The sequence below is a fragment of the Isoptericola sp. MSGPD8_1_ISO-PGPR-S23-394 genome, from assembly GCF_058072785.1.
Map to the genome: position 1 here is coordinate 2,682,259 of NZ_CM176517.1, position 19,825 is coordinate 2,702,083.

Below are 19,825 nucleotides of genomic sequence, written 5' to 3' on the forward strand. Positions count from 1 at the left end.
CCCAGCCCCGGGTGACCGGATTCACCTTCCCGACACTTTGGGACTTGATCGTTACCGATCTGAGACTGCCGAGAAGCATGGTGCGCGATTTCGCCGGTTGCATCGGAACACAAGCGAAACAAGCAGGTCCTGTTCCATCATGCCGTTGTCATATAACCGTGTTATGGAAAGAGCGGGAAAGGGGAATCCGAGCGGAAACTTCCGCCTCAGGACCGGTGACCACGCCTCTCGTTCCCGCGCCGGTAGTTGCCGGTGGCCCGAGCGAGCAGCTCCTGGTCACGCTCCTCGTCCTGCCCGAGCAACGCGATCAGGCGCGCTGCCTTCGCCCCGGACACGACGACCACGAGCCGTCCACCGCGGCTGACGAGCACGCGGCCGTCCTTCGTGACCCGATGGTCGAACGGGTCCTCCTGGAGACTCATCGGCGTTCCGTCCCCGGACGGCGCCAGCGGTAGGGCGTCGTCGTCGAGACCTTGAGCATGCCGGAACGTTCCAGGATCGGCCGGGAGCACTCGGTGGAGTCGCTGTGCATCAGGGTCCTGCCCGCCGACAGCGCAGCACGGGCGCGCGCCGCGGTCAGCGCCCGGTAGATGCCGCGTCCACGCCACGCGGGGCGCGTGCACCCGCCCCAGACCCCGGCGAACTCCGTGCCGGCGACCGGCTCGAGCCGCCCGGCGCTCACGATCTCGCCGTCGGCCTCGGCGACCCACATCTCCACGCCCGGGTCCGCGGCCTGCCGCCGGAGCATCTCCTCGGCGTTCCCAGCCGACAGCGGGTCCCCGAAGACCTCGTCCGCCATCGCCTGCATCGCCCGTATCTCGGCCTCGGAGCTGATCCTGCGCACCGTCACGCCGACGGGCAGCGGGGTGTCGGCGGCCGCGAGCGCCTCGGCCGGTCCGATCATGATCGACTCGGTGGCGTCCGCGGCGAACCCGGCACCGGTCAGCGCCTCGTGCAGCCCCGGCGCGTGGTCATGGCCGCGCGCCTTCCATTCGACGCGGTCGATCTTCCCGTCGGCACGGAAGTGCTCGACCGCAGCGCCGACGAGCTCGCGGACCGTCACGGCGTCGGCACCGCCGAGGTCCCGGTAGGTCACGCAGCCGTGCCCGCCCGCGAACGTCACGAGCCACAGCTGGCCGAGCCTCCGGACGCGAAGGGCGGACGAGCACTCGGCGTCGGTGCGGAGCCGTTCGTCATAGGCGGCGAGGAGCCGCGCGGGGTCTGTCACGTCCGCGACGCTGCCAGGGCCGCCGCCCGGAGGCAACGCAATTCCCGGCGTCGAGCCGGCGGACCGGCGGCGGGGAGTCGATGATGGCGTCCGTGAACGCCAGCTCGACCGATGGCGCGAACGAGTTCGACACCGGCTACACGGACATCGCCCCCACCCGACCTGACCGACGGGCAACGCGAGTTCCGCGCACTGCGCACGAAGCGCGCCCGGCGAGAGCACGAGGAGGTGATCGCGAGGAACTGCGGATCACCTGCTCGGGTTCTGAGATCAGAGTCTTCGACGATCTCGCCGGGTACCTGGATTCTTGGATCCAGAGCCCGAGCAGACCGAGCGCCTGCCATCAGGCTGAGTTCTCCGTACTGCGCGGAGAATTCCTTCGGGTGGCACACGAGAGCAGACATGTCCTTGCCTCGACAGGCACAGTTGTATTCGAGCGAATGCCGATTCCTGGCGGTGACCCGACTCGCGGCCGTACGCTCGCCGAATGGGGCTCCTGACGTTCGCCATCAACCTCACCGTGGACGGCTGCGTCGATCACGAGGAGGGGATCGCCGACGACGAGACGCACGCTGTCTTCACCCGGCTCATGGACGACTCCGGGGCGATGCTGTGGGGCCGCGTCACCTACGAGATGATGGAGGACTCCTGGCCCGCCGTCGCCCGCGGCGAGCAGGCAGCACCGCCGGCGATGCGCGACTGGGCCGTCGCGCTGGAGGCGAAACCCAAGTACGTCGTGTCGTCCACGCGCCAGGACTTCCCGTGGACCAACAGCCACCACCTCACGGGCGACCTGCACGCTGGCGTGCAGCGGCTGAAGGACGCGACGCCGGAGGGCGTGCTGCTCGGCAGCGGTCACCTCGCGGTCGAGCTGGACCGTCTGGACCTGATCGACGAGTACCGGTTCCTGATCCACCCGAGGATCGCCGGGCACGGCCCCACGCTGTACCAGAACGGTCTACCCAGTACGCGCCGGCTCGAGCTGGTCTCGGCGGAACCGCTGAGCAACGGAGCGGTCGCCATGCACTACCGGCGCGTTCCCTGATTCACCCGGAGCGCGCCGGACGTGTGAATCCTGCGACGCTCGCCGACGCGCCACCACATCGACAACCCGGCGGGGACGCTCTCCGCTCCGAGGTCGGCCTCGAGTAGGAAGCTGTCGACATACTCGTCGAACCCCGGTGCCCGCGATCGGGAGCAACTGATCGAGGTCGACGTGCTCGGAGAGCCACCCCTCGCTTCGCGCACGGTATTCGCCCAGCAACGTGCCCCAGCCGTACTCGTCCGACTGGTCGCGCCCGAGACGGTAGATGTCACTCACCAGATCACCTCCGCGTCCGCGCGTACGCCGCGACGCGCACCTGCCGCCCGGACGGCGGTCCGCAGGCGAGAACCGGCTCCTCGACCGCGTCGAGGGACAGGCGGACCGATCCCGTCACGGCGATGTCCGCCTTGTCTGGGTCAGTACAGCTAGACGTTGAACCGGAACTCCACCACGTCGCCGTCGGCCATCACGTAGTCCTTGCCCTCGATGCGCGCCTTGCCGGCCGCCTTGGCGGCCTGGACCGAACCGTGCTCGACCAGGTCCTCGAACGACACGATCTCGGCCTTGATGAACCCGCGCTCGAAGTCGGTGTGGATGACGCCGGCGGCCTGCGGGGCGGTCCAGCCCTTGCGGATGGTCCAGGCGCGGGCCTCCTTGGGCCCCGCGGTGAGGTACGTCTGCAGGCCCAGGGTGTCGAAGCCCACGTGGGCGAGCTGGTCGAGCCCGGCCTCCGCCTGCCCCGTCTCGGCGAGCATCTCCGCGGCCTCGTCGGGCTCGAGCTCGACGAGCTCCGCCTCGAACTTCGCGTCGAGGAAGATCGCGTGGGCCGGTGCGACGAGTTCGCGCATGCGGTCCTGCATCGCCGTGTCGGCGAGCCCGGCGTCGTCGGTGTTGAAGACGTAGATGAACGGCTTGGCCGTCATGAGCTGCAGCGAGGCGATCTCGGCGAGGTCGAGACCGGCGGCCCGCGCCCCCTGGAACAGGGTGGTGCCGGCCTCCAGGATCTCCTGGGCCTGCTTCGCCGCAGCGAACAGGACCGGGTCCCCCTTTTTGATCTTGACCTCCTTCTCCATCCTCGGCAGCGCCTTCTCCAGCGTCTGGAGGTCGGCGAGGATGAGCTCGGTCGAGATCGTCTCGATGTCGCCGGCGGCGTCCTGCGAACCCTCGACGCGCACCACGTCACCGTCGTCGAAGGCCCGCGTCACCTGGCAGATGGCGTCCGCCTCGCGGATGTTGGCGAGGAACTTGTTGCCGAGCCCCTCCCCCTCAGAGGCGCCCTTGACGATGCCCGCGATGTCCACGAAGGACACGGTCGCGGGCAGGATGCGGTCGGACCCGAAGATCTCGGCGAGCTTGCCGAGCCTCTCGTCCGGCAGGGGCACCACTCCCACGTTCGGCTCGATCGTCGCGAACGGGTAGTTCGCCGCGAGCACGGTGTTGCGGGTCAGAGCGTTGAACAGGGTGGACTTGCCGACGTTGGGCAGGCCGACGATGCCGATAGTGAGTGCCACGTCGGCCCAGTCTACGCATCGGCCGGGCGGCCGCCCGGACGCGTGCTCAGAGGGTCAGGTCGCGGTGCCACGACTCGGTCGTGTACTTCGTGCGCCAGCCGAGGTGGACGTACAGGGCCTCGGCGCCCGTGGGGCTGTCCGCGTCGACCTCGAGACCGACCCGGTTGCGCCCGCGCGCCGCGGCGTCGGCGACGACGGCGTGCAGCAACGACGTCGCCACCCCGCGCCCGCGGGCCTGCGGGACCGCGCCGAGGTAGTCCACATAGCTCCCGCGGACTCCGGAGTCGTCCGCCGAGAGCTGCGAACCCACGAGCGCGCCGGCGACGACGGGCTCCGCGTCCGGGTCGGCCGGGTCGTCCATGAAGGCCAGCCACCAGTGGTCCCAGCGGTGCCCCGGGTCCTCCCGCAGGCGTTGGGCGAACTCCGCGAAGCTCTCGGAGTAGGAGTTGAAGTGGTCGGCGAACGCCTCCTCGAGCACCCGGTGCACCGTGTTGAGGTCCTCGGCCACCGGCATCCCGTTGTCGTGGCGGGCGACCTGCCGCACGGTGACGCCGGCCTTCGGCCCCGGCAGGGCGCCCGGCTCCGCCTCCTCGGCGACGACCGGCCGGGACATCTGCCACCAGGTGCGGGCGTGCGCGAACCCGGCCTGGGTCAACCAGCCCTTGGCCGCGTCGTCGCCGGCGTACGCCCCCGCGTCGAGCTGCGTGGTCGCCACGTCCCGCTGGCCGGCGAGCTCGCCGCCGACCTCGGCGAGCCAGCCGTAGCACCAGCCCGCCAGCACGTCCTGGGTCCGCGGTTCGAGCGACCGGTCCATCTCGAGGCCGATCACGGTGCGGCCCGCGGCCCGGTCGTGGGCGTGGGCCCAGGCGCGGATCAGGCCCTGCGGGTCCTGCACGGCGATCTGGCGGCGGGTCCATGACGCGGCACCGGCGACCTCGGACTCGATCGTCGCGGCGTCGTAGCCGGCGGACCCCGTGAAGGGCGCGGCCTGAAGGCCTCGCAGCTCACCCAGCCGCGGCGCGTCCGCCAGCCCGGGAACCACCGCCGTCCAACCGTCGGGAAGGGTCACGGACGTGCGGTCGTTCTGTGGATTCACGCCGACCAGTGTGGCAGGTGGCTGCGACACGCCCGGGCGCGGGGCGCGTCACGCGAACGCGGTGACCTGCGTGAGGAGCTCCGGCAGACGCCGCTCGTACACGCGGGCGCCCCAGCGCACTCCGAGCACCAGGACGGCGCCCGCGCTGACCAGCCCCACAATGAGCGCGGCCCACCCGTACGCCGCCCCGACACCGAAGATCCCCAGGGCCGCGAGGACGACGGTGGGGGCCGTCAGGACCGCGACGACGAGGAAAGCCACCATCTGCGCCACGAGGGTGGCCATGGTCGCCCCCTGGGGCGTCTTGAAGGCGCTCTCGCCCGGCTTCGGCACGGGATAGACCAGGCGCGCCGAGGCCACGCTCGACACCCCGAGCCCGACGCCGAGCACGCCCAGGCTCAGGCCCAGCAGCGCCGGCAGCGCGTCCCAGCGCTCCGAGACCAGCACCGCCGCCACCGCGAACGCCACGACGAGCGGGACACCGACGGCGGCCACCGGGATCACCCGGCCCCAGCGGTCCGCGCGTCCCGGGACACCGGCCGACACGTGCAGCGCGAACGCGGTGTTGTCGAAGCCGACGTCGTTCGACGGCCCGATGGCGAGGATGAACGCGGCGATCGGCGCGACGACCAGGAGCAGCCCGGTGCCGGCACCGCTGCTCATCCCGACGGCGACCATGACGACCGGCAGCAGCGGCACCATCGCGAGGCTGGCCGCGTACCGGGGGTCGCGGATCCAGTAGGTGGCGCACCGTGCGGCGACGGCCCCCGTGGGGGTCGCGGGCATGCGTGCGAACCAGCCCAGCCCGCGACGGGAGGCGGTGGCGGCGCCGTCGCCGCGCGGCGTCACGAGCGTGCGCGCGAGCGACCGGTCCCACACGAACGCCGCGACCGCCAGGGTGACGACGACGACGGCGAGCCGGGCCAGCGCGGCCCCCCAGGCGCCGTCGTGCACCGCTCCCGCGAGCGCCCACGGGGCACCGAACGGCGTCCACGAGGCGAGATCGGCCACGGTGGCGAGGCCGGCGAGCAGCTCCTCGCCGGGCCCGGTCGCCGTGACCGTGACACCGGAGGCGTCCACCTGCCTGTCGGCGCCGGAGCCCAGCCAGGCGAAGAACGGGCCGATGGCGAGCAGCGGGACGATGGCGACGACCATGAGGACCTCGCGGTACCGGCGCGAGTCCAGCAGCGGGGCGAGCAGCGTCGTCGTCGCCCGGGACCCGACCACGCACAGCGCGAACGCCGCGACGGCACCGAGGAGCGCGGCGCCGAGCGCAGCGGGGTCGCTCGCCCAGGCGAAGGCGGCCCCCAGCCCGGCCAGCAGCGTCACCACGGCCGGGACGGACACCGCCCCGGCGGCGGCCAGCCCCGCCAGCAGCCGGCGGCGCGGGATGGCGAACGTCACGAACCGCAGCGGGTCCAGCGTCGAGTCGACGCCGAACGCGAAGAGCGGCACCACCCACCAGCCGAGCACGACGACGGCGCCCACCACGGTGAGGACCTGTCCCGTCAGCTCGGGGTCGGTCCGGCCGCCCGCGACGGCCGCGCCGACGAGGAACGTCACGACGGTCAGCCCGTAGAGCAGAGCGACGGCCAGCCCGATCGTCTGCCACACGCTGCGCCGCAGCGTGTTCCCGAGCAGCGTCAGCTTGAGCCGGACGAAGTGCGCAACCACTCGAGACCCTCCGACTCCTTGCGTCCGCCGACGAGGTCCACGAACCGGTCCTCGAGCGTCTGCTCGCCGCGCACCGCGTCGACGGTGCCGACGTCGAGCACGTGCCCGCCGGCGATGATCGCGACGTGGGAGCACGTCCGCTGCACCAGGTCCATGACGTGGCTGGACACCACGACCGTGCCGCCGTCGTCGACGTAGCGGTGCAGGATGTCGCGGATGTTGGCGGCGCTGACGGGGTCGACCGCCTCGAACGGCTCGTCGAGCACGAGCACCCGCGGGGCGTGGATCATCGCCGCGGCGAGCGCGATCTTCTTGGTCATCCCGGCCGAGTAGTCGACGACGAGGTTGTCCCGGTCGGCGACGAGGTCCATCGCGCGCAACAGGTCCTCGGTGCGGTCGGCGACGGTGGCCCGGTCCAGGCCGTGCAGCAGCCCGGCGTAGGTGAGGAGCTGGGCGCCCGTGAGCCGGTCGAAGAGCCGCAGCCCGTCGGGCAGCACGCCGAGAATCGCCTTGGCCTCGTCGGGCCGGGCCCACAGGTCGGTGCCGTGGACGACGACCGTGCCGAAGTCCGGTCGCAGCAGGCCGGTCGCCATGGACAGGCTGGTCGTCTTGCCGGCGCCGTTCGGGCCGACGAGCCCGAAGAACGACCTGGCCGGGACGTCGAGGTCGACGCCCGCCACGGCGATCTTGTCGCCGAACCGCTTCCACAGGCCGCGCACGGACAGTGCTGCGGCCGGGCCCGGGGCTGGCGGCTCGGGGTGGTTCGGGGTCGTCGGGAGGCTCACCCGACCACCGTAGAGGGTCATCCCGGTGCAGGTCACGGCAGATCAGCGCAGATCCTGGCCGACGACGGAGCGTCGGGCGCGCGTTGTCGGACCCTCGTGACAGCCTGACGTGCATGGAGACGACGACCGCACTGCTGATCGCTCTCGGGACCCTCGTCGTGGGGGTGCTCGTCGGCTGGCTCTGGCACGCGACCCGCGCCGCCGGTGCGCGTCGTTCCGAGGAGTTCGAGCTGGTGCGGGCGCGCGGAGACCTCGACGCCTCGCGGCGCGACGTCGCCGAGCTGCGAGACCGGCTGGAGGCCACCGCGGCCGAGTCGCAGCGGCGGCTCGAGGCGGAACGTGCCCAGTACGCCACCGAGCTCGAGCGGGCCCGCCAGGAGGCGGACCGCCGGGTCGCCGAGACCCGTGAGCAGGCCGACCGGTTCCTGCAGCAGGTCCGCGCGGACCTCGAGCGGCAGGTCACGGAGGCCAAGGGCGACCAGGAGGAGATGGCGCAGCGGTTCCGCGCGCTCGCCGGCGAGGCCCTGCAGTCGTCCAGCAAGCAGTTCCTCGACCTGGCGGAGCAGAAGCTCTCGGCGAGCACCGTCAAGAACGACGAGACGCTCGCCCAGCGCGAGCAGGCGTTCCGCGCGCTGCTGGACCCCATGAGCAAGACGCTCGACAAGGTGAACCAGCGCGTCGACGAGGCCGAGCGGGCGCGCAGCCAGGGGCAGAGCACGCTGACCGAGCAGCTGCGCCACCTCGAGGCCGTCAACACCGAGCTGCGCACCGGCACCACCGACCTCGTCGCGGCCCTGCGGTCGAACCAGACGCGCGGCGTGTGGGGCGAGCTGCAGCTCAAGCGCGTCGTCGAGGCCGCGGGGATGCTGGACCACGTCGACTTCGACGTCCAGGTGCACGTCACGAGCGCCGAGGGCGACGCTCTCGTCCCGGACCTGGTGGTCAACCTCGCCGGCGGCAAGAAGATCGTCGTCGACTCCAAGGTGCCGCTCAGCGCCTACCTCAAGGCCCAGTCCGCCACGGAGCGCGACGAGGTGGACAAGCAGCTCGACGCCCACGCCAAGGACCTGCTCAAGCACGTCGACGTGCTGTCGGCGAAGGCCTACTGGTCGCAGTTCGACGCCGCCCCGGAGTTCGTCGTGCTGTTCGTCCCCGCCGAGCCGATCCTGGCCGCGGCGGTCGAGCGCCGGCCTGACCTGCTCGAGGCCGCCGCCCGCAAGAACGTGCTGGTCGCCACCCCGATGACGCTCATCGCGATGCTGCGCACGGTCGGCTACGCCTGGCAGCAGGAGGCCATCGCCGAGGACGCCCAGAAGGTGCTCCAGGTGGGCAAGGAGCTCTACAGCCGCATCATCACGATGACGGACAAGATCTCGCGGCTGGGTCAGTCCATGACGACGGCGACCAAGCGGTACAACGAGTTCGTCGGGTCCCTGGAGACCCGGGTGCTCCCGCAGGCCCGTCGCATGGTCGAGCTGAAGGTCGTCGACGCGACGAACACGATCGAGCCGCTCAAGGTCGTCGAGGAGACCACCCGGCCCGTCACCAAGCCCGAGCTCCTGGCCGCCGACGACGGCGGGATCGTGGCGATCGACACGCTGTCCGTGAACGGTTCGCGCACGGACCGAGCCGTCGAGGACCTGGTCGAGTCCGACCGGCGCGCGTTCGAGCGGGCGTCGGCGGAGCACGACGAGGACGACGCCTCGGGCACGGCCGTCGGCTGATCCGGACGGCCGTCGGCTGACCCGGCGAGGACGTCTCGGGTCAGACCGGCTGGATCGGCAGCTCGCGCCGCTTCTGCGGCCGCGGCCGGTCGTCCTGGCCGCCGGACTCCTTGAGGCCCGCCCGCAGCTCGCGCGGCAGCGAGAACATCAGGTCCTCCGTCGCCGTCCGGACCTCCTCGACGTCGCCGTACCCGCGGTCGGCGAGCGTGCGCAGGACGTCGTCGACGAGGATCTCCGGGACGGAGGCGCCCGACGTCACGCCGACCGTGGTGACGCCGTCGAACCAGGCGTCGTCGATCTCCGTCGCGCGGTCCACACGGTACGACGAGCGGGCACCCGCCTGCAGGGCGACCTCCACGAGCCGGACCGAGTTGGAGGAGTTCGCCGAGCCGACCACGATCACCAGGTCGCACTCGGGGGCGAGCTTCTTCACGGCGACCTGACGGTTCTGCGTCGCGTAGCAGATGTCGTCGCTCGGCGGGTCCTGCATCTCGGGGAACTTCTCGCGCAGCCGGCGCACCGTCTCCATCGTCTCGTCGACGGACAGCGTCGTCTGCGAGATCCAGACGACCTTCTCCGGGTCACGGACCACGACCTTGCCGACCTCGTCGGGCGAGTTGACGACCTGCACGTGGTCGGGCGCCTCGCCGGCCGTGCCCTCGACCTCCTCGTGACCGTCGTGGCCGATCAGCAGGATGTCGTAGTCGTCCTTCGCGAACCGCACGGCCTCCTTGTGAACCTTGGTCACCAGCGGGCAGGTCGCGTCGATGGTGTCCAGGCTGCGCGCGGCGGCGGACTCGCGCACCGCCGGGGAGACCCCGTGCGCCGAGAACACCAGGCGGGCGCCCTCGGGGACCTCGTCGGTCTCCTCGACGAAGATCGCACCCCGGTCGCGCAGGGTGTCGACCACGTGCTTGTTGTGCACGATCTCCTTGCGCACGTAGACGGGCGCGCCGTAGGCGTCGAGCGCCTTCTCCACGGCGACGACGGCGCGGTCCACCCCGGCGCAGTAGCCCCGGGGGGCGGCGAGCAGCACGCGCTTGGTCGAGGTGCGGGCGGGGGCGGGAGCTGTCGTCGTCACCCGGCCAGTCTAGGAGGCCGGTGTGGAGACGCTGTGACGGCCCGGCACCGACCGTCGATGCGCTGTGGGCGGCGTACGGCATCCTGGGGTGCGTGATCGACGCCAGCCCCGGACCGGGAGCCCCCCGGCCCCTGCCCGAACGAGCCGCGCAGACGACCGCGGAGCAGCCGTGGCCCGTGCGTCTGCTGTCGACCAAGATCCGCGACTATGTCGCGCGGATGTCCCCGGTGTGGGTCGAGGGCCAGGTGGTCGAGCACACCTACCGGCGCACGTCCGGGATGCAGTTCGTCACCCTGCGCGACACGGACGTCGAGGCGTCGCTGCCGGTGCACATGCTCACCCGGGCGTTCGACGCGCTCGACGCGAGGCCGGAGGTCGGCCAGCACGTCGTGGTGCAGGCCAGGCCGGAGTTCTGGGTCAAGACGGGGCGCATGTCGTTGCGCGCCTCCGCCATCCGGCAGGTCGGTGTCGGGGACCTGCTCGCCCGGATCGAGCAGCTGCGCCGGGTCCTCGCCGCCGAGGGTCTCTTCGACGCCGACCGCAAGCGGCCGCTGCCGTTCCTGCCCGCCGTCGTCGGCCTGGTGTGCGGGCGCGAGTCGAAGGCGGAGCACGACGTGGTCGTCAACGCCCGGGCGCGGTGGCCGCAGGTCCGTTTCGAGATCCGCGAGGTCGCGGTGCAGGGCGTCGACGCGGTGCGCGAGGTCTGCGCGGCCGTCGCCGAGCTGGACGCCCGGCCCGAGGTGGAGGTCGTCGTCGTCGCCCGCGGCGGCGGGTCGGTCGAGGACCTGCTGCCCTTCAGCAACGAGACGCTCGTCCGCGCCGCGGCAGCGTGCACCACTCCCCTGGTCAGTGCGATCGGCCACGAGACCGACACCCCGCTGGTGGACCTCGTGGCGGACTACCGGGCCTCCACCCCGACCGACGCGGCCAAGCGGATCGTGCCCGACGTCGCCGAGGAGCGGCACCGGGTGACCCAGTCCCGCCACCGGCTGCGGGGGGCGGTGGAGGCGCTGCTGGACCGCGAGCGCCGCGGCCTCGACGCCGTCCGCTCACGCCCCGTGCTCCGCCGCCCGCTGACCATGGTCGAGGCCCGAGAGACCGAGATCTCCCAGCACCTGCGCCACGCCCGCCACTGCCTGGACGCCGCCCTGCTCAAGGGCTCCGGCGAGATCGGCCGCCTCGCCGGACAGGTGCGGGCGCTGTCGCCGGCCTCGACGCTCGACCGCGGCTACGCCGTCGTCCAGCGCGGCGACGGTGCGGTGGTCCGGGACGCCGCGGAGGTCGCGGCGGGTGACGCGGTCCGCGTCCGGCTCGCCACCGGTGCCCTCGACGCCGAGGTGACGGGCGTCTCGCCGGCGTAGTGCACGACGGCGGCGCCGGGCTTCAGCGCACCCGCTCGACCCGGCCCTCGTCCCAGACGGGCTCCGGCGTCTCGCGCACGGCACCGTCCGCGCCGAACACCAGGAAGCGGTCGAACCCGCGGGCGAACCACCGGTCGTGCGTCACGGCGAGCACCGTGCCGTCGAACGCCTCGAGGCCCTCCTGCAGCGCCTCCGCGCTCTCGAGATCGAGGTTGTCCGTGGGCTCGTCCAGCAGCAGGGCCGTGCATCCGCCCAGCTCCAGCTGCAGGATCTGGAACCGCGCCTGCTGCCCGCCGGAGAGCCGGTCGAAGGGCCGCTCGGCCGCCGTCGTCAGCTCGTAGCGACGCAACGCTGCCATGGCCTTGCCGCGGTCCTGCGCATGGTCCTCCCACAGGATGTCGCGCAACGTGCGACCCGCCAGCTCCGGGTGGGCGTGCGTCTGCGCGAAGTGGCCGGGCACCACCCGGGCGCCGAGGCGCGCGCTGCCCGTGTGGGCGACGTCGTCCCCGGCCAGCAGGCGCAGGAAGTGCGACTTGCCCGACCCGTTGGACCCGAGCACCGCGACCCGCTCGCCGTAGAAGACCTCCAGGTCGAAGGGCTCCATGAGCCCGACGAGCTCCAACGCCTCGCACATGACCGCCCGCGTGCCGGTGCGGCCGCCGCGCAGCCGCATGCGGATGTCCTGCTCGCGGGGAGGCTCGGGCGGCGGACCGGCCTCCTCGAACTTGCGCAGCCGGGTCTGCGCCGCCCGGTAGCGCGAGGCCATGTCCGGGCTGTTCGCCGCCTGCTGGCGCAGGGTGAGGACCAGCTTCTTGAGCTGGGCGTGCTTCTCCTCCCAGCGCCGGCGCAGCTCCTCGAACCGTGCGAACCGCTGGCGCCGCGCCTCGTGGAACGTGGCGAAGCCCGCGCCGTGCACCCACGCGTCCGACCCGGCGGGGCCCGGCTCGAGAGCGACGATCCGGTCCGCCGAGCGCGCCAGGAGCTCACGGTCGTGGGAGACGAACAGCACCGTCTTGCGGGTCGCCCGCAGCTGGTCCTCCAGCCACCGCTTGCCCGGCACGTCCAGGTAGTTGTCGGGCTCGTCCAGGAGCAGGACCTCGTCGGGCCCGCGCAGCAGCGCCTCGAGCACCAGCCGCTTCTGCTCCCCGCCGGACAGCGTGCGCACCTCGCGCCACTGGGCGCGCTCGAACTCCACGCCGAGCGCCGCCGTCGTGCACACGTCCCACAGGGTCTCCGCCTCGTAGCCCTGGACCTCGGCCCAGTCGGCGAGTGCCTGGGCGTACCGCATCTGCACCGCCGTCCCGTCGGTGCCGGCGTTGACCTCCATGACGGCCAGCTCGGCCTCCTCGACCGCTCGCGCGGCGTCACGGACCCGTGGCGGGGCGACGCTCGCCAGCAGCTGACGCACGGTGGTCGCGTCCCGCACGGACCCCACGAACTGCGGCATGACGCCGAGGCCGCCGCTCACCGTGACCGACCCGGCGTCGGGACGCAGCTCGCCGGTCACCAGCCGCAGCAGCGTCGTCTTGCCGGCCCCGTTCGGTCCCACGAGCGCCGTCGCGCTCCCCTCCCCCACGCGGAAGGAGACGTCGTCGAGCAGTGCGCGCCCGTCCGGCAGCACGTACTCGACGTGCGCCACCTCGAGATGACCCATGGCGCCGATCCTCCCCCGCCGGGCGACCGCGGGGCAACGAGATATGCCTCCGGGCGCGAGACGGCTCGACACGATGTGGGTACGGTGCGGTTCACTGGTCCCCGTGACCGACGCAGATCTCTCCGCACCGTCCGGCGTCCCCGACGTCGGGACGCTGACGTACGAACAGGCCCGCGACGAGCTCGTCCAGGTCGTCGCACGGCTCGAGGCCGGCGGCGAACCGCTGGAGGCCTCCCTGGCCCTGTGGGAGCGCGGTGAGGCGCTCGCCGCCCGCTGCCAGGAATGGCTCGACGGCGCCCGCGAGCGTCTCGCCGCCGCGCAGTCGGCCGCGAGCCCCACCACGGAGGAGACCTCATGACGCAGCACGTCCTGGCCGTGGGCGAGGCGCTCGTCGACGTCGTGCGCCGGGCCGACGGGTCCGTCGCCGAGCACCCCGGCGGCTCGCTGGCCAACGTCGCCCTGACCCTCGGACGGCTCGGCCGGGACGCCCGGCTGGCCACGTGGCTGGGACGCGACACCCGCGGCGACACCGTCCGTGACTGGCTCGCCGCGTCCCACGTGACGACGACGCCCGGCAGCGACGGCGCCGAGCGCACGTCGGTCGCCCGGGCCACGCTCGACGCGACCGGCTCGGCGACCTACGAGTTCGACCTGGACTGGCGAGTCCCGTCAGGGGCCGCGGCGACCGCGGAGACCCTGGCCGTGCACACCGGGTCGATCGCGGCGGTGCTCGAACCCGGCGCCTCGGACGTGCGGGCCCTGGTCGACGCGGCACGGTCGACGTCGACGATCACCTACGACCCGAACGCCCGCCCGGTCCTCATGGGCGAGCCGGCGCAGGCCCGCACGCACGTGGAGTCGCTCGTGCGGCTCGCGGACGTCGTGAAGGTCAGCGACGAGGACCTGGAGTGGCTGGCCGCCGGGACGGCCCCGCTCGACGTGGCCCGCGGCTGGGTCCACGACCTCGGTGCGGCGCTCGTCGTGGTGACGTTCGGCGGTGACGGCGCGACGGCGGTGACGCGCTCGGGCGAGGTGCACGTGGCATCGCGCGCGGTCACGGTCGTCGACACCGTGGGCGCGGGCGACTCGTTCATGGGTGCGCTGCTGGACGGGCTGTGGGCGGCCGACCTGCTGGGTGCGGACCGCCGCGAGGCCCTGCGCGGCATCGACCCGACGACCGTCCAGGCGCTGCTGGAGCGCTGCTCCGCGGTCGCCGCCGTCACCGTGTCCCGGGCGGGGGCGAACCCGCCATGGTCCGACGAGCTGGAGGAAGCATGACCCCGAAGGAAGCCTGGGCCACGTTGCGGGCCGGCAACGACCGTTTCGTCCGCGACGAGCCCGCCGAGCGGTCCCAGATGTCGGTCCGGCGGGCGGAGCTGACGTCCGCCCAGCACCCGCACACGGTGGTGTTCGGCTGCTCCGACTCCCGGGTCGCGGCCGAGATCATCTTCGACCAGGGTCTGGGCGACGTCTTCGTGGTCCGCACGGCGGGCCACGTGGTGGACACCACCGTGCTGGGCTCGATCGAGTACGGCGTGGAGGTGCTGGGCGCCCCGCTCGTCGTGGTGCTCGGTCACGACTCGTGCGGCGCCGTCGGCGCCACGGCGCACACCCTGCGCACGGGCGAGCAGCCGCCAGGATTCGTGCGCTCGGTGGTGGACAAGGTGATCCCCTCGATCGCGGACCTGCCGGACGGGTCCACCGAGGACGAGGACGGCGCGCCGTTCGCCGACCGGCTGCGCACGGCCCACGTGCGTCACACGGTCGAGACGCTGCGCGGGTACTCCCGGGCGCTGGACGCCGCGGTCGCCGAGGGGCGGTTGGCGATCGTCGGCGTCGAGTACGACCTCGCCGAGGGGTCGGCGCGGCTAGTCGAGGTCGCCGGCGACGTGGCCGAGGAGCCGCTGCGCTGAGCCGGTGCGCCACGCGGTGCGCCGGGCCCGTCCCCGGGACCCCGCGCACCGCGTGACACCTCTCACACGTCGACGCCCCGACGGGTGCGGCACGATAGATCCATGACTTCCGACACCGTCGCCGGCGGCGCCGACGCGCCCGAGACCGAGTACCGCATCGAGCACGACACGATGGGCGAGGTCCGCGTGCCGGCCCACGCCCTGTACCGCGCGCAGACGCAGCGCGCGGTGGAGAACTTCCCGATCTCGGGCACGCCGCTCGAGCGGGGGCACATCCAGGCCCTCGCCCAGGTGAAGAAGGCCGCGGCACTGGCCAACGCCGAGCTCGGCGTGCTCGAGCAGGACGTGGCGGACTCGATCGCCGCGGCGGCCGACCGGGTCGCGTCGGGCGAGCTCGACGAGCACTTCCCCGTGGACGTGTTCCAGACGGGCTCGGGGACGTCGTCGAACATGAACACCAACGAGGTGCTGGCCACCCTGGCGAGCGCGTCCCTGGGCCGCGACGTGCACCCCAACGACCACGTCAACGCCTCGCAGTCCTCGAACGACGTGTTCCCCACCTCGGTGCACGTGGCCGCGACGGCCGGCGTCGTGCGCGACCTGGTCCCCGCGCTGGAGCACCTCGCAGCGGCGCTGGAGGCCAAGGCCGCGGAGTTCGCCGGCGTGGTGAAGTCGGGCCGCACGCACCTGATGGACGCCACGCCGGTCACGCTCGGCCAGGAGTTCGGCGGGTACGCGGCCGCGGTGCGCTACGGCGTCGAGCGGCTCGAGGCAGCGCTCCCCCGCGCCGCCGAGGTGCCGCTGGGCGGCACGGCCGTCGGCACCGGGATCAACACCCCCGCCGGGTTCCCGCAGCGGGTGATCGCACTGCTGCGCGAGGACACGGGCTTGCCGCTCACCGAGGCGCGCGACCACTTCGAGGCGCAGTCGGCGCGGGACGGGCTCGTCGAGCTCTCCGGCGCGCTGCGCACGGTCGCGGTCTCCGTGACCAAGATCTGCAACGACCTGCGCTGGATGGGGTCCGGCCCCAACACCGGCCTGGGCGAGATCGCGATCCCCGACCTGCAGCCCGGCTCGTCGATCATGCCGGGCAAGGTGAACCCGGTCATCCCGGAGGCCGTGCTCATGGTCGCCGCCCGCGTGGTCGGCAACGACGCGACGGTCGCCTGGGCGGGGGCGACGGGCACGTTCGAGCTCAACGTGCAGATCCCGGTGATCGCGCAGGGCGTGCTGGAGTCGATCCGGCTGCTCGCCAACGCGTCACGGGTCCTGGCGGACAAGACGGTGGCGGGTCTGACGGCGAACGAGGAGCGGGCACGGGCGTTCGCCGAGTCCTCGCCGTCGATCGTCACGCCGCTGAACCGCGTCATCGGCTACGAGGCCGCGGCGAAGGTGGCGAAGAAGGCGGTGGCCGACGGCATCACCGTCCGCGAGGCCGTCGTCGCACTCGGGTTCGTCGAGCGCGGCGAGGTCAGCGAGCAGCAGCTCGACGAGGCGCTCGACGTGCTCTCGATGACGCGCCCGCCGCAGGCCTGACTCCCTACTCCCCTGTGGGTGCACGACACGCCACTGACACGCATCGCAGAGTGGCGTGTCGTGCACCCACAGGGCTTCGTCTCAGGGGGCGGACGAGGGCTTTGGTAAGCCTTACCTCACCTGCTACTGTCGGCGGCACGCGGGAGGCGCGCCGCCGAGCGAGCGGGGCTGGGGGGTTCCACCTGGGCCGGCGCGCCTCCCCGGCCATGCCGGGCCCGGACATGCCCGGCCCGGCCGGCGGTCAGATCTCCAGGGACTCCAGCATCTCCGTGACCAGCGCCGCCACCGGCGACCGCTCCGAACGCGTGAGCGTGACGTGCGCGAACAGCGGGTGCCCCTTCATCGCCTCGATGACCGCGGCGACCCCGTCGTGCCGGCCCACGCGCAGGTTGTCCCGCTGCGCGACGTCGTGGGTCAGCACCACGCGCGATCCCTGGCCGACGCGCGACAGCACCGTCAGCAGCACGTTGCGCTCCAGCGACTGGGCCTCGTCGACGATGACGAACGCGTCGTGCAACGACCGCCCGCGGATGTGGGTCAGCGGCAGGACCTCGAGCATCTCGCGGTCGATGACCTCCTCGACCACCTCGGGCGAGACCAGGGCACCGAGGGTGTCGAACACGGCCTGCGCCCAGGGGTTCATCTTCTCCGACTCGGTGCCCGGCAGGTAGCCGAGCTCCTGGCCGCCGACGGCGTAGAGCGGTCGGAACACGAGGATCTTGCGGTGCTGGCGCCGCTCCAGCACCGCCTCGAGCCCGGCGCACAGGGCCAGGGCAGACTTGCCCGTCCCCGCTCGGCCGCCCATCGACAGGATGCCGACGTCCGGGTCGAGCAGCAGGTCGATGGCGATCCGCTGCTCCGCCGACCGACCGTGCACCCCGAACACGTCCTGGTCGCCGCGGACCAGGCGGACCTGCTTGTCCGCGGTGACCCGGCCGAGCGCCGACCCCGCGGAGCCCTGGATCACCAGCCCGGTGTGGCACAGCAACGGGCCGGCCTCCTCCACCACCTGAGGGTCCAGGGCGGCGAGCTCGACCGTCCCTCCCTCGTAGAGCGCGGCGACCTGGTCGTCCGCCATCGCGATCTCCCGCATGCCGGTCCAGCCGGAGTCGACGGCGAGCTCGTGGCGGTACTCCTCGGCCCGCAGACCGACGGCCGAGGCCTTGACGCGCATCGGCAGGTCCTTCGAGACGACGGTGACGTCGCGCCCCTCGGCCGCCAGGTTCGCGGCGACCGACAGGATGCGCGTGTCGTTGTCCCCGAGCCGGAAACCGGCCGGCAGCACCGCCGGGTCCGTGTGGTTCAGCTCGACCCGCAGGGTGCCGCCGTCGTTCCCGATGGGGATCGGGGCGTCCAGGCGGCCGTGCCGGATACGCAGGTCGTCCAGCGCCCGCAGGGCGCTGCGGGCGAAGTAGCCGAGCTCGGCATGGTGGCGCTTGGCCTCCAGCTCGGTCACCACGACGACGGGCAGCACCACGTCGTGCTCGGCGAACCGGTGGATGGCTCGCGGGTCGGACAGCAGGACGGACGTGTCGACGACGAACGTCCGCAGGTCGGTGCTGGTGTTCTCAGTGGCCACGATGTGCTCCTCGCGCAGAGCGGGACGGTGGACGGGGCGGGCGACCGGCCGAGCGCACACCGTGCGACAGAGCCGGGGCCGGCCCTCCTGCACGGAGCGAGCACTCCATCAGATGGCCTCCCGGGAACGCACAGGGCGTGCGTCCTGAGCGTCACGCTACGACCCCGTCGGCGTGACGGACGTCACGGGACCGGCGCGTCGCGAACTCGTCATCGAGAGTTCACACGCAGGCATCCCGGGCACGGCGGCCGGTAGGCTGTGCCGAGGTGAGCCGGGAAGACTGGTCGGCGGTACCGGCTGCGACGCCGGCTCGAACCCGCCCGAACGAACAGGAGCTTCCCCTGAGCACCGACGTCGACACCCAGACCTTCGGACACCGCCTGTCACGCTTCCTCTCGCGGGAGACGACCGGCGGCGCCCTTCTCATCGGTGCCGCCGTGGTGGCGCTGATCTTCGCGAACTCTCCCTGGCGGGAGGCGTACACGACGCTCACCGAGACCGTCGTCGGCCCGGCCTACCTCGGAGACGTGTACATCCACCTCGACCTCTCGCTGGCCGCCTGGGCCGCCGACGGGCTGCTGGCGATCTTCTTCTTCACGGTCGGCCTCGAGCTCAAGCACGAGTTCGTCGCGGGCTCGCTGCGCAGCCCGAAGCAGGCCGGCGTCCCGATGCTGGCCGCCGTGGGCGGCATGGTCGTGCCCGCCGCCTTCTACGTCGTCGCCATCCTCGTCCTGGGTGACTCCAGCGCGCTGCACGGTTGGGCGATCCCGACGGCCACCGACATCGCCTTCGCCCTCGCGGTCCTCGCCGTGTTCGGCAAGGGCCTGCCGGTGGCGATCCGCACGTTCCTGCTCACCCTCGCCGTCGTGGACGACCTGCTCGCGATCATCATCATCGCGGTGTTCTACACCGAGGCGATCCACGGTGCCTGGCTCGGCGCCTCGCTCGTCGTGATCGCCGTGTTCGCCTGGTACATGCGCACCCGGTCGCCGAAGTGGTGGCTCCTCGTCCCGCTGTTCGTCGTCGCCTGGGCCTTCATGCACGCCTCGGGCGTGCACGCCACGATCGCGGGCGTGCTCATGGGCTTCGCGGCGACCGCCCGTCCGATCCACGGCGAGACCGAGACCCGCACGCACCACTACGAGCGCGCGATCAAGCCGTGGTCGCAGGGTCTGGCGCTGCCGCTCTTCGCCTTCTTCTCCGCGGGGGTCAACCTCGTCGACGGCGGCGGGCCGGCCGAGATCCTCGGCCAGCCGATCGTGCTGGCGATCGTGGGCGGCCTGGTGATCGGCAAGCTGATCGGCATCCTGGGCGCCACCTGGCTCGTGACCCGGGTGACGCCGTTGCGACTGGCGCAGGGCATCGGCGTGCGGGACCTGCTGCCGGTAGCGCTCCTCGCCGGCATCGGCTTCACGGTGTCGCTGCTCATCGCGGAGCTGTCGTTCGGGCATGGCTCCGAGCACACCCTCGGCGCGAAGGCGGCTATCCTCATCGCGTCGGTCATCGCCGCGACGCTCGGTGCCCTGACCCTGCGGTGGGACGCCAAGAAGGAACGTGGCCCCGACATGAACCGGGACGACCTGCCGGACGAGGTCACCTCGGTGATCGGCGACGAGGACGACCGCAAGGAGCACTGAG

At 72.5% G+C, this 19,825-nt stretch carries 17 protein-coding genes; 8 read left to right on the forward strand and 9 right to left on the reverse strand.

The window, feature by feature from the left end:
* Positions 1-206 precede the first annotated feature (206 nt).
* Positions 207-422: a hypothetical protein gene (locus AC3RJ8_RS12385; RefSeq protein ID WP_489712912.1), complete on the reverse strand. Its 216-nt coding sequence runs from the start codon at positions 420-422 to the stop codon at positions 207-209.
* The gene (locus AC3RJ8_RS12390) at positions 419-1,228 is read right to left on the reverse strand and encodes a GNAT family N-acetyltransferase (RefSeq protein ID WP_489712913.1); all 810 of its coding nucleotides are present in this window, start codon (positions 1,226-1,228) and stop codon (positions 419-421) included. Before AC3RJ8_RS12390 ends, AC3RJ8_RS12385 begins: the two co-directional genes overlap by 4 nt.
* 487 nt (positions 1,229-1,715) lie before the next feature.
* On the opposite strand from AC3RJ8_RS12390, the gene AC3RJ8_RS12395 reads away from it, so the two are divergent.
* Positions 1,716-2,273, forward strand: a complete 558-nt coding sequence (locus AC3RJ8_RS12395; protein WP_489712914.1) for a dihydrofolate reductase family protein — start codon at positions 1,716-1,718, stop codon at positions 2,271-2,273.
* 425 nt (positions 2,274-2,698) lie between these two features.
* On the opposite strand, the gene ychF is transcribed toward AC3RJ8_RS12395, so the two are convergent.
* Genes ychF through AC3RJ8_RS12415 form a run of 4 tightly spaced genes read right to left on the reverse strand, consistent with a single transcriptional unit; the run spans position 2,699 to position 7,360 of the window.
* Complete coding sequence (gene ychF, locus AC3RJ8_RS12400) at positions 2,699-3,784, reverse strand: redox-regulated ATPase YchF (protein WP_489712915.1); 1,086 nt, start codon at positions 3,782-3,784, stop codon at positions 2,699-2,701.
* A 46-nt stretch (positions 3,785-3,830) separates the two neighbouring features.
* Positions 3,831-4,880: a GNAT family N-acetyltransferase gene (locus AC3RJ8_RS12405; RefSeq protein ID WP_489712916.1), complete on the reverse strand. Its 1,050-nt coding sequence runs from the start codon at positions 4,878-4,880 to the stop codon at positions 3,831-3,833.
* 48 nt (positions 4,881-4,928) lie between these two features.
* On the reverse strand, positions 4,929-6,554 hold the full coding sequence (locus AC3RJ8_RS12410) for a hypothetical protein (protein WP_489712917.1): 1,626 nt from the start codon (positions 6,552-6,554) through the stop codon (positions 4,929-4,931).
* Positions 6,524-7,360, reverse strand: a complete 837-nt coding sequence (locus AC3RJ8_RS12415; protein WP_489712918.1) for an ABC transporter ATP-binding protein — start codon at positions 7,358-7,360, stop codon at positions 6,524-6,526. Before AC3RJ8_RS12415 ends, AC3RJ8_RS12410 begins: the two co-directional genes overlap by 31 nt.
* Before the next feature lie 92 nt (positions 7,361-7,452).
* Between AC3RJ8_RS12415 and AC3RJ8_RS12420 the strand changes: the two genes are divergently transcribed.
* Positions 7,453-9,063 (forward strand): DNA recombination protein RmuC, encoded by a 1,611-nt coding sequence (locus AC3RJ8_RS12420; RefSeq protein WP_489712919.1) that lies wholly within the window; start codon positions 7,453-7,455, stop codon positions 9,061-9,063.
* A gap of 40 nt (positions 9,064-9,103) precedes the next feature.
* On the opposite strand, the gene AC3RJ8_RS12425 is transcribed toward AC3RJ8_RS12420, so the two are convergent.
* A complete protein-coding gene (locus AC3RJ8_RS12425; protein ID WP_489712920.1) occupies positions 9,104-10,144 on the reverse strand; it encodes a 4-hydroxy-3-methylbut-2-enyl diphosphate reductase in 1,041 nt (346 codons plus the stop codon).
* A 95-nt stretch (positions 10,145-10,239) separates the two neighbouring features.
* Here AC3RJ8_RS12425 and xseA point away from each other — a divergent pair, with 95 nt between their 5' ends.
* A complete protein-coding gene (gene xseA / locus AC3RJ8_RS12430) occupies positions 10,240-11,505 on the forward strand; it encodes an exodeoxyribonuclease VII large subunit (RefSeq protein ID WP_407320857.1) in 1,266 nt (421 codons plus the stop codon).
* A 22-nt stretch (positions 11,506-11,527) separates the two neighbouring features.
* On the opposite strand, the gene AC3RJ8_RS12435 is transcribed toward xseA, so the two are convergent.
* Positions 11,528-13,159 carry an ABC-F family ATP-binding cassette domain-containing protein gene (locus tag AC3RJ8_RS12435; protein ID WP_489712921.1) on the reverse strand — a complete coding sequence of 544 codons (1,632 nt, stop codon included), beginning with the start codon at positions 13,157-13,159 and terminating at the stop codon, positions 11,528-11,530.
* 73 nt (positions 13,160-13,232) lie between these two features.
* Between AC3RJ8_RS12435 and AC3RJ8_RS12440 the strand changes: the two genes are divergently transcribed.
* The 4 genes from AC3RJ8_RS12440 (at position 13,233) to AC3RJ8_RS12455 (ending at position 16,608) form a co-directional block, all read left to right on the forward strand.
* On the forward strand, positions 13,233-13,517 hold the full coding sequence (locus AC3RJ8_RS12440) for an exodeoxyribonuclease VII small subunit (protein ID WP_489715634.1): 285 nt from the start codon (positions 13,233-13,235) through the stop codon (positions 13,515-13,517).
* Positions 13,514-14,437, forward strand: a complete 924-nt coding sequence (locus AC3RJ8_RS12445; RefSeq protein ID WP_489712922.1) for a carbohydrate kinase family protein — start codon at positions 13,514-13,516, stop codon at positions 14,435-14,437. Before AC3RJ8_RS12440 ends, AC3RJ8_RS12445 begins: the two co-directional genes overlap by 4 nt.
* Positions 14,434-15,072 (forward strand): carbonic anhydrase, encoded by a 639-nt coding sequence (locus AC3RJ8_RS12450; RefSeq protein WP_489712923.1) that lies wholly within the window; start codon positions 14,434-14,436, stop codon positions 15,070-15,072. The genes AC3RJ8_RS12445 and AC3RJ8_RS12450 overlap by 4 nt, the downstream gene beginning before the upstream one ends.
* Positions 15,073-15,174: 102 nt before the next feature.
* Positions 15,175-16,608, forward strand: a complete 1,434-nt coding sequence (locus tag AC3RJ8_RS12455) for a class II fumarate hydratase (RefSeq protein ID WP_489712924.1) — start codon at positions 15,175-15,177, stop codon at positions 16,606-16,608.
* Positions 16,609-16,849: 241 nt separating this feature from the next.
* Here AC3RJ8_RS12455 and phoH2 read toward each other — a convergent pair whose 3' ends face one another.
* Positions 16,850-18,187 carry an RNA 5'-3' helicase PhoH2 gene (gene phoH2, locus AC3RJ8_RS12460; RefSeq protein ID WP_489712925.1) on the reverse strand — a complete coding sequence of 446 codons (1,338 nt, stop codon included), beginning with the start codon at positions 18,185-18,187 and terminating at the stop codon, positions 16,850-16,852.
* A gap of 266 nt (positions 18,188-18,453) precedes the next feature.
* Between phoH2 and nhaA the strand changes: the two genes are divergently transcribed.
* Positions 18,454-19,824 (forward strand): Na+/H+ antiporter NhaA, encoded by a 1,371-nt coding sequence (gene nhaA, locus AC3RJ8_RS12465; RefSeq protein ID WP_489712926.1) that lies wholly within the window; start codon positions 18,454-18,456, stop codon positions 19,822-19,824.
* Position 19,825 lies beyond the last annotated feature (1 nt).

Coding starts and splice junctions, on each gene's coding strand:
- AC3RJ8_RS12385 (WP_489712912.1), bottom strand. CDS start 422: ATGAGTCTCCAGGAGGACCCGTTCGACCATCGGGTCACGAAGGACGGC.
- AC3RJ8_RS12395 (WP_489712914.1), top strand. CDS start 1,716: ATGGGGCTCCTGACGTTCGCCATCAACCTCACCGTGGACGGCTGCGTC.
- AC3RJ8_RS12415 (WP_489712918.1), bottom strand. CDS start 7,360: ATGACCCTCTACGGTGGTCGGGTGAGCCTCCCGACGACCCCGAACCAC.
- AC3RJ8_RS12420 (WP_489712919.1), top strand. CDS start 7,453: ATGGAGACGACGACCGCACTGCTGATCGCTCTCGGGACCCTCGTCGTG.
- AC3RJ8_RS12435 (WP_489712921.1), bottom strand. CDS start 13,159: ATGGGTCATCTCGAGGTGGCGCACGTCGAGTACGTGCTGCCGGACGGG.
- AC3RJ8_RS12440 (WP_489715634.1), top strand. CDS start 13,233: ATGTGGGTACGGTGCGGTTCACTGGTCCCCGTGACCGACGCAGATCTC.
- AC3RJ8_RS12445 (WP_489712922.1), top strand. CDS start 13,514: ATGACGCAGCACGTCCTGGCCGTGGGCGAGGCGCTCGTCGACGTCGTG.
- AC3RJ8_RS12450 (WP_489712923.1), top strand. CDS start 14,434: ATGACCCCGAAGGAAGCCTGGGCCACGTTGCGGGCCGGCAACGACCGT.
- AC3RJ8_RS12455 (WP_489712924.1), top strand. CDS start 15,175: ATGACTTCCGACACCGTCGCCGGCGGCGCCGACGCGCCCGAGACCGAG.